5 protein-coding genes, 1 rRNA gene and 1 pseudogene are annotated in these 4427 nt (G+C 47.9%); 1 reads left to right on the forward strand and 6 read right to left on the reverse strand.

Annotated features, from left to right (window positions below):
* The 3 genes and pseudogenes from LH51_RS24685 to rpoE form a co-directional block, all read right to left on the reverse strand.
* On the reverse strand, nucleotides 1-170 hold a 170-nt coding region (locus LH51_RS24685), incomplete at its 3' end, for a SoxR reducing system RseC family protein (protein ID WP_144244198.1).
* Nucleotides 171-175: 5 nt separating this feature from the next.
* Nucleotides 176-1012, reverse strand: coding sequence for a MucB/RseB C-terminal domain-containing protein (locus LH51_RS18955; protein ID WP_052063523.1), 837 nt, complete (start codon nucleotides 1010-1012; stop codon nucleotides 176-178).
* A gap of 33 nt (nucleotides 1013-1045) precedes the next feature.
* Nucleotides 1046-1638 (reverse strand): annotated as a pseudogene (gene rpoE / locus LH51_RS06445) (RNA polymerase sigma factor RpoE).
* 232 nt (nucleotides 1639-1870) lie between these two features.
* Here rpoE and nadB point away from each other — a divergent pair.
* On the forward strand, nucleotides 1871-3526 hold the full coding sequence (nadB, locus tag LH51_RS06450) for an L-aspartate oxidase (RefSeq protein WP_052063524.1): 1656 nt from the start codon (nucleotides 1871-1873) through the stop codon (nucleotides 3524-3526).
* Here the strand turns inward: nadB and LH51_RS24690 are convergent.
* The 3 genes from LH51_RS24690 to rrf all read right to left on the reverse strand — a co-directional run bounded on the left by LH51_RS24690 (nucleotide 3441) and on the right by rrf (nucleotide 4391).
* Complete coding sequence (locus LH51_RS24690) at nucleotides 3441-3812, reverse strand: protein YgfX (protein ID WP_442934816.1); 372 nt, start codon at nucleotides 3810-3812, stop codon at nucleotides 3441-3443. The two genes, nadB and LH51_RS24690, sit on opposite strands and share 86 nt — an antisense overlap.
* A 70-nt stretch (nucleotides 3813-3882) precedes the next feature.
* On the reverse strand, nucleotides 3883-4137 hold the full coding sequence (locus LH51_RS06455; RefSeq protein ID WP_036520833.1) for an FAD assembly factor SdhE: 255 nt from the start codon (nucleotides 4135-4137) through the stop codon (nucleotides 3883-3885).
* Nucleotides 4138-4275: 138 nt separating this feature from the next.
* A 5S ribosomal RNA gene (rrf, locus tag LH51_RS06460) occupies nucleotides 4276-4391 on the reverse strand.
* Between the last annotated feature and the right edge of the window lie 36 nt (nucleotides 4392-4427).

The following is a 4427-nucleotide window of genomic DNA, read 5'->3' on the forward strand; positions in this document are numbered from 1 at the left end:
GAAGGGTTTTGAATTTTTAAAAAAGATGATTTGTTACCAAATAACCCTGCCAGCTTTTTTTGGCCACAAGTTTCGCTGGCTTGGCAAGAGTGGCACGCACTCAAGCGACTGGTCTCAATCACGATGTGATCGGAGTGAACTTCGCTAACCAGGGCCATTTCTTCCAACATGAGTTCTACCGACCTGAAACAACAGATGAAGCAATACGCTCAGCTACCATGATAGGCATATCTCCGACAACCGTCACAAAGCGGTCATCAATGTGCAATCCCAATGCAATAAAGTCACCCGCGTCCGTAACGCCTTCAGGCACAGTTTGCTGACCCAGTCGCTCCACACTGACTGAAAACGCCTTACGCCCATTGGAGAACACCATGACTTCACCTGCCTGTGTTACTTGATGACGGATATTTTGGTAGCCTTCTGGCAACCAGCCTAGTTCCCATTGTGGTGGACGTTCATCCATTAAAGACAAGTGTTGATCAATATAACGCTGCATACCCGCAGGTGAGCGAATCATCTCAGCGTCATTGGCCAACATTGAGCCCTGATAGGAAGGTGCAACCGGACGACTGCCAAAGGTAACAGGCTGAGCCAGGCTATTACGTGGCACATTCTGAGTTGCTGCAGCGGTTACTGGTTGCGTCTGAAGCGTTTGTGCATCACCGGCAAGCCAGCCTGGACCCAGAATCACAACCGCCGTCACCGAGGCCGCTACAGCCATACTGGCAAGTGATCGGTACATGCCAGAAAAGCCGCCAGACACCCCTTGCTTGTCTTGCGCAAGAGCCCCGGCAGTATCGTCTGCAATAGCCGCCATTACTCGACTACTCAATTCATTACCAGCCAAACTGGCAGGCTCTTTTTTCAGCAAGGCAGCACTCAGTTGATACCGCTGCCATTGTTGCGCCAATGCAGGATCTCGGTCGGCGTGCTTGAGCAACCGCCGTAATTCCAGCTCATTTACTTCACCATCCATGAGCGCGGATAGGGACTGTTTGTGCTCACTCATGCTGTCACCTCAGCTTATTACAGGTCGCTGGTCTCAGTCGGTACTGAGCAGCGGCGCTATCTCGTTATCTATGGCTTCCCTGGCTCTAAAGATACGGGATCTCACCGTACCCACAGGGCAGTCCATTACATTGGCTATCTCTTCGTAGCTCAACCCTTCAAACTCTCGCAGCGTTAATGCCACTCTGAGATCTTCAGGAAGCCGGTCCAGAACCTGGTTGATCACGCGTTGCAACTCGTCTCGATACAACGCATTCTCAGGATTTTCGATCTGCCTTAAATCCGAATCAGATTCAAAATACTGAGCGTCATTAGCATCTATATCCGTGTCCGGTGGACGGCGTCCCCTGGCTACCAGATAATTCTTGGCCGTGTTAATGGCAATCCGATACAACCAAGTATAAAACGCACTATCACCACGAAAATTAGGCAGTGCCCTGTAGGCTTTAATAAAAGCCTCCTGCGCCACATCCATCGCCTCATGATGATCGTATATATAGCGAGAGATGAGCCAAAAAATTTTTGTGCTGGTATTTTTTTTACCAGCAGATCAAACGCCGTTTTGTCACCTGCCTGAACGCGCTCCACCAGCAGCTGATCAGCACTTACCTGGCTATCTTTAGACACTTAAAATCCTTACAAGCCGGTTCATATAACCTATTTATTAAATACAAAAATCAGTATGTGGTTAAGCCAGCTTTCATTCAACCCCAGTGCCGCAGATTTTAACTCTCCTAATTCGAGTCACCACATGCCGCTTAGTTCCAATAGCGGTTAATTTTTTTCAAACAAGACTAACGTATTAATGCAGAGAACGGCATAATGTTCAAAGGACTTATTAAAGCAGCAGGCGCAAGCAATGACTGAAGCAAAAAACTATGATGTGCTGGTAATCGGTAGCGGCGCAGCCGGATTAACAGTAGCACTGCAATTGGCAGACACAGCACGCATAGCCGTACTCAGCAAAAGTACCTTACAAGCAGGCTCCACTTGGCTTGCACAGGGGGGAATTGCCGCTGTACTCGACCCGGAAGACAATTGTGACAGTCATATTCAGGACACTTGGGTGGCAGGGGCATTTCTTAGCAAGCGACCAGCTATAGAGCACACCATTCGCAATGGTCCACCAGCCATTCAATGGCTTATACAACAAGGTGTCCCTTTTACTCGTGATCAACAAGGTTACCACCTGACGCGCGAAGGTGGGCACTCACACCGACGCATTATTCATGCCGCTGATGCAACAGGTCGCGCGGTGCATGATGTATTAATCCGCAACACGCTGACTCATGAAAATATCGACATCTACGAACACCATATTGCCATTGATCTAATCACTCGCCGTAAACTGGGGCTTGCTGAAAATCGCTGCATCGGTGCTTATGTGCTTAATCACCAAACCAGTCACGTAAGTGTTTTTAAGGCGCCTACAGTCATTCTCGCTACAGGCGGCGCATCAAAGGCCTACCTCTACACAAGTAATAATGATGGCACTACCGGTGATGGCATTGCTATGGCCTGGCGTGCCGGCTGCCGTATTGCCAATATGGAATTCAATCAATTCCACCCAACCTGCCTTTATCACCCCAAGGCAAAATCTTTTCTCATTACTGAAGCCCTGCGTGGAGAAGGTGGTATTTTAAAACTACCTGATGGCAGTCGATTCATGCACAAATTTGATACCCGCGAAGAGCTTGCACCCCGCGACATAGTCGCACGTGCCATTGACCATGAGATGAAGCGACTGGGTTGCGATTGCGTCTACTTAGATATATCACACAAATCATCGAGCTTTATTAAAGAGCATTTCCCGACAATATATGAACGATGCCTGGACTTTGGTATTGATATTACCCGCGAGCCAATTCCTGTTGTGCCTGCCGCACACTACACTTGCGGTGGTATTGTCAGCAATGAATATGGCTGCACGGACATTCCTGGTCTTTATGCCATTGGTGAGACGGCCTTTACAGGTTTGCACGGTGCCAATCGGCTCGCATCCAATTCATTATTAGAGTGTGTTGTATACGGCAGATCAGCTGCACAGCACATATCCAGCCTGCCGCTATCACAATTGAACAATACAAATATCAAAATACCGGATTGGGACGAGTCTCAAGTCACTGATTCAGATGAAGATGTAATTATTTCACACAACTGGGATGAGCTACGCCGATTCATGTGGGATTATGTTGGCATAGTGAGGACCACGAAGCGTCTTGAGCGCGCTAAACATCGCATACACCTGCTAAAACAGGAAATAGCCGAATATTATTCAAATTACAAAATCAGCCGTGACCTCATAGAATTACGCAATCTGGCAACGGTAGCAGAGTTAATTATTTTGTGCGCGATGCAACGCAGAGAAAGCCGCGGACTCCACTTCACCAAGGATTATCCTGAACAGACGGCAGAAGCATCTGACACGCTTATTGCTCCACTGAACTTTGCCTGGCCTGATTCGGTAAGGTGCGATGATACATTAAAAAAACTCTCAAACGACGAAACTGATTAAATGAGATCGCATCCCGTGGCAGCAGGAACCAGTGCCTGCGCCCACGGTCATCGCACACAGACAATACAAGTAAAAAGGGTAGCGAAGCATAGTGGTTGATGCACTCAATATTAAACACACTACCCTTGCGGCTATAGACTTGCAGCCAACCTTCATCCGGACAGCAGCTTAATGCCGTAATATAATTATCACCAGCCAGAATTTCATGCAGAGAACGCCACAGGGATACTACACAAAGCAACACACCGCCCAACTTGAGCAGCAGAGGTACAGCCGCGACTAACACGGCAAGACAGGCACACAGATGTATACCTGTCAAACTGAGCGTCAACGATCTGAAATCATTAACTGTTAAACTAAGCTGGCTGAACCCGCTCAAGTATAATCCTCACAATCCTTTGCAAGTCCGGATCTTCCGGCACGTCCCTTTCCATAAACCAAACAAATAAATCCTGGTCTTCACAGGCGAGTAATTTAACGAATCGGTCCTGATCCTCTTCCGCTAGCTCACTAAAGGCTTCTTTGGCAAATGGCTCCAGCAGGATATCCAGTTCCAACATGCCACGGCGACACTGCCAGGCCAACTTTCTGATGTCCACTTCTGTATACATTCTTAGGCATTACCATCAAGATTGATTAAGGTCCGTATTTAACACCGTCGAATGGGTAAAAGCAAAGCTGAAGTAACTTTTATTAGGTCAATAAAAAACCCCTGGCACGAAGTGACAGGGGTTTTTTAAGTATTAAGTGCCTGGCGATGACCTACTCTCACATGGGGAGACCCCACACTACCATCGGCGATGACGCGTTTCACTACTGAGTTCGGGATGGGATCAGGTGGTTCCACGTCTCTATGGTCGCCAGACAAAACTGGAACAACTCGGACTGCTTTGAAATAGAT

It is taken from the genome of Nitrincola sp. A-D6 (genome assembly GCF_000764495.1).
Lineage (GTDB): Bacteria > Pseudomonadota > Gammaproteobacteria > Pseudomonadales > Balneatricaceae > Nitrincola.

Excerpts from the sequence above, each read along its gene's own strand:
- nadB (WP_052063524.1), top strand. The coding sequence starts at position 1,871 with ATGACTGAAGCAAAAAACTATGATGTGCTGGTAATCGGTAGCGGCGCA.
- LH51_RS06455 (WP_036520833.1), bottom strand. The coding sequence starts at position 4,137 with ATGTATACAGAAGTGGACATCAGAAAGTTGGCCTGGCAGTGTCGCCGT.
- LH51_RS18955 (WP_052063523.1), bottom strand. The coding sequence starts at position 1,012 with ATGAGTGAGCACAAACAGTCCCTATCCGCGCTCATGGATGGTGAAGTA.